Source organism: Aquimarina agarivorans, from assembly GCF_000218485.1.
Classification (GTDB): domain Bacteria; phylum Bacteroidota; class Bacteroidia; order Flavobacteriales; family Flavobacteriaceae; genus Aquimarina; species Aquimarina agarivorans.
The window spans coordinates 1-4,103 of record NZ_AFPB01000001.1 but is presented as its reverse complement, the minus strand read 5'-3'; the positions used below and the strand labels follow the sequence as shown (position 1 = coordinate 4,103).

The window sequence follows — 4,103 nt, the reverse complement described above, 5'->3', positions numbered from 1 at the left end:
TTGCTTTTATCAATCAATTGAAATTGATGTTCCCGCAGGGCAATTCGAATACAGATTGTCCTGAATTAGTATGGGGTAAAAAGGTAAGTTGTGAATTTAGAAAACGTGTAGTACAAATCTCTAAACGACTAGAATGTGACCCTAACCATTTAATGACGATTATGGCGCTAGAAACGACTGAGAAACATTTGTTTAGCCCTAATGTTGATAATAAAAAAGACCCTGACGCAGATGGTAATGGCTATGTTGGTTTAATTCAGTTTGGTAATAGTGCGATTAAAGACTTGAATAAAAATTATTTTATACATAGAGCTAAAATAAAAAAATCGCATTTAAAGAATATGACTGCTGAAGAACAGTTGTGTTATGTAGAATATTATTTAGCTGAACATAGAGGGAAATTAAATACGCTTACTGATTTTTATTTAGCCGTATTATGGCCTAAAGCTGTAGGGCAAGGAGGAAATGATAATTTTATTGTTTTTGATGATGAAGCGGTTGGTCGAAAAAAGACTAGTTATTGGAGTAATGCAACTTTTCATAGTGAAGAAGGAGAATATAAGAAGAATAGTAAGGGGGTTGTATATGAGCAGAAAGGTAAAGCTGGAGGTAAAACTTATGTTTGGGAGATTCGAAAGAAGATAGAAGAAGTTTATAAGAAAGGAGAATCTTTTAGGAATACTGTTAGTGATTGTACTTGTCATGAAAATTGTTCCTGTGATCAAAAATGCATTGATCTTACCGATAAAGTTGCTTGGATGTCGCAGTTTAATAAAAGTGAGCGTAAGAGTGGAGTTATGAAAACGGATGGATGTTGGAGAACATCTCAAAAATTATTGATCAGTGCAGGACTGGGTAAAATGTCGGGTTATAAAACAGGAATGATTGTAACCGCTTTGGAAGATGAAGATCACACTAAATTAACATTAACGGCTAAAGCAAAAGATGGGGTTAGTTATATTAATTCTGAACTAGAAAAAGGAAACCCTGTATTAGTTGGTTTAGATCATACTGTTAATTATAGACATAATGGTAAAATAATTAATGCGGATTCTGATTATGATGATCCAGGAACTACAGATCATTATGTTGTAATAGTTGGAAGAGGTTGTGAGGAAGATAAAATATTCTATAGGTTTTATGAAGTAGGAACTAGTTGGGCTCATCATGGTCAAAGTCACACAAATAAATTATTTTTAGATAAAAATGATCATTCTTTAAAAGGAATTCCTGCACATAATAAAGGAAAAAGCTATACAGTTACCCAAGTTCGTAAAAACAATTAAAGATGAAGCTACTACAAATAGTTTGTTTAACATTGTTGCTTTTAAGCGCTTGCTCTAAAACAAAACAAACGGATAATAAAAAACAACAAACTAGTGTTCTTACTTCTAATAAACAGTTTAGTAAAATAGCTGAAAATAAAAAGTATTTCACTAGTGTAGAAGACTTTAAGAGGTTTATTCTAGGGAAAAAATGGGTTGATATAAAAAATAGAATTCCGTGTGATCCGCATGGTCAACACATTACTATTGAAGATGGATTTATTGATGAATATAACACAATTGAACCTTCAAAATATAAAGTAGATGTAATTAGTCTAATTGATTCAAAAACCCTAGGTATAAAAATTATCAGTAAATCAAATCGTGATGTTGTGTTTAAAGTAAAGGTTATTGATAAAGACAAACAATTAGTAAAATGGATATATAATTATAACGAATACGAAGCTAAACCTTATGATATTGTTTGTGAAGATTGGGATAAAGTAGCTGAAGAAAAAAAATCCTATTATTTAGATTTATATAAAGTTGATAATGCTGTTTTAGAGGTGCCTAATGAATGGAAAGGTCTTTATTATTATGAATCTGAAGAGGCGGGAGAAGAGTTTATTTTGGACACAAGAAATAATATATTCCAATTGGAAGGTTATCATTTTATTGATCAATTAAAGGCTATTCAAGTAGGTGATACTTTAGGTTTGTATCATCATAAGAATATTTCAGGATCAAATTATGATGATACGAGGTCTTATGATTTTTTAAAGTTTTATAAGTCATTAGATGGTAAATATTATTTTGAAGGTAAGTTACCTTATTTGCCTGAAGGCGCTATCGAGTTTGAAAAGGTAAAATAGACTATACAATGGGCTACCACGTAATCAACATAAGCAACGGCGTTTTACAACATGATTATGTAGAGGATTATGTGGAGTTGAGTTATATCGATTTTATTACCAAAGATTCTATCATTTACCAAGGCGAGTCGCATTGGAAGCCCTTCAAAGTATCAGAATCTGCAAAGTACAAACAGTTTTCAGAGGGTTGGTATCGTGCAGGGATTCAAGCACAAGAAGTTTTTAAAGAACAAGCCATGTCTAGCGGCTTAATACTAGAAGAACTGAACCAAGACCAAAAAAGCTTTAAGCTTTATACCCGAAACGCTGAAAAAACTATTAAGCGCGGAGATTTTCTAATCCGTAATTATGCTAATATCGAAGTCGATGTGAAGTGCCGTGGTTTTTACAAAAGAAAAGATGGGCAATACTATTTCGATTTTACCTGCGAAGATGTAGAGAAGCATTTAAATATGCAGTCTTTTACCAACACTCCAATTATTATAGCGGTCTATCAAAATGCAGGCAATAAACCAGTAGAAAATCAAGTATATTTTTTTTCTATTGACGATCTAAAAGCTAGTAGTGTATCAACCTATTACCGTAAAGGAATAGACAAACAATGTTATGAAATCCCATTAAGTTTCACACACGAAGGCTTTTCTTATATCGATAAAATTTACAAATCTCACATAGGTGTAAAAGACAAATCCTATACACTAGAGGAAAAACGTCTCGTACATAAAAGAGCTTATGCCAAATGGGAAGCCAAAGATGATGAGAAATTAGAAGTACTGTATTGTGAAGGTAAATCAGTAAAAGAGTTATCCGTCATCTTTGAGCGTAATGGCGGTGCTATTCGTTCACGTATTCGCAAATTAGAATTGGATATTAAGTACGATCGTTAAGCTTATGAAGCCATATTTTCTTTAAAGAATTCTTTAAACTTCTTTTTAGTAAGAAAAGCATCAATCATTTTAAAGACTACATTTTTTTCATCTTCATCTAGTTGTGCTATAAGTTTTACCTGTTCTAAGACTCCTTTATCTTCAATAACCACTTCTTTAGGAGTACCACCTTCATAAGAAACTAATTCGTCAATAGTCAAGGTGAAATAATCAGCTACTTTTTTTATCGACTCTATAGACAAGTCTCGCTCACCTTTTTCTACTCTAGAATAATTAGAACGATGCATATGCACAAGATCAGCTATTTGCTGTTGTGTCATGTTATTCTTTGTTCTCAATTCTTTGATAATAAAACCAATATGCTCCATAAACTAATAATTCCAGATATGTAAATTTATCAAAAAGTCACATATAATCATATTTTGAATTAATTAAGCACATTTAATGTTGTCGAATAGATACTTTTTAAATACTTTTGGAGCGTATCAAATAAACACAAATGTTTTAAAGACAACAAAATCAATGAACATCCACGAAATCAAAAACAAACTATCTACCCAAATGGTACTGCAGCATTACGGATTAGAAATCAAAAACAACCATGTGCATTGTCCTTTTCATGCGGATAAAACGCCAAGCATGCGCGTGTATACAGATACTAATATGGTATTTTGTTTTAGTGGCAAGTGCGATCATGGCAATAAAGTGATCGATGTGATTGATTTTGTGATGCTGAAAGAAAGCTGCAGTAAACATCAAGCCATTTTAAAATGTAAAGAATTACTAGGGGTAAAAACCACACAAAGCACTTCTGAAATCTTCCATTTATTAAAAGCACAACTCAAAAGAAGTAAGAAAGCATTGCACTATTTAGAAAGTAGAGGCTTAGAAGAACTAGTCGAAGTGGGCAGTAACCATCGAAACGGAGGAAACCAAGTCGCCTATTTGTTACCTCATTTGAAAAACTGTGTCGTGTTCCCATTAAAAAATACTGAAAACGAAATCGTCAGTTTATACGGAAGAAGTTTTTCCAGCACCGTAAAAGGCTGTCATTATTACCTAACCGATCGTAAAGGTTT

At 32.4% G+C, this 4,103-nt stretch carries 5 protein-coding genes; 4 read left to right on the top strand and 1 reads right to left on the bottom strand.

Translation table 11 applies throughout. The annotated features are described in order from the left end of the window. From GMC_RS20335 to GMC_RS0100015, 3 genes are all read left to right on the top strand, one after another. The coding region (locus GMC_RS20335; RefSeq protein WP_010520208.1) for a hypothetical protein at nt 1-1,286 on the top strand (1,286 nt) is incomplete at its 5' end. 2 nt (nt 1,287-1,288) lie between these two features. Then, the gene (locus GMC_RS0100020; protein WP_010520207.1) at nt 1,289-2,137 is read left to right on the top strand and encodes a hypothetical protein; all 849 of its coding nucleotides are present in this window, start codon (nt 1,289-1,291) and stop codon (nt 2,135-2,137) included. 8 nt (nt 2,138-2,145) lie between these two features. Further along, on the top strand, nt 2,146-3,024 hold the full coding sequence (locus GMC_RS0100015; protein ID WP_010520206.1) for a hypothetical protein: 879 nt from the start codon (nt 2,146-2,148) through the stop codon (nt 3,022-3,024). Between the two features lie 2 nt (nt 3,025-3,026). On the opposite strand, the gene GMC_RS0100010 is transcribed toward GMC_RS0100015, so the two are convergent. After that, complete coding sequence (locus tag GMC_RS0100010) at nt 3,027-3,392, bottom strand: helix-turn-helix domain-containing protein (protein WP_010520205.1); 366 nt, start codon at nt 3,390-3,392, stop codon at nt 3,027-3,029. A 154-nt stretch (nt 3,393-3,546) separates the two neighbouring features. Here GMC_RS0100010 and GMC_RS18395 point away from each other — a divergent pair. Continuing rightward, nucleotides 3,547-4,103: CHC2 zinc finger domain-containing protein (locus GMC_RS18395; RefSeq protein ID WP_010520204.1), on the top strand; the 557-nt coding region annotated here is incomplete at its 3' end.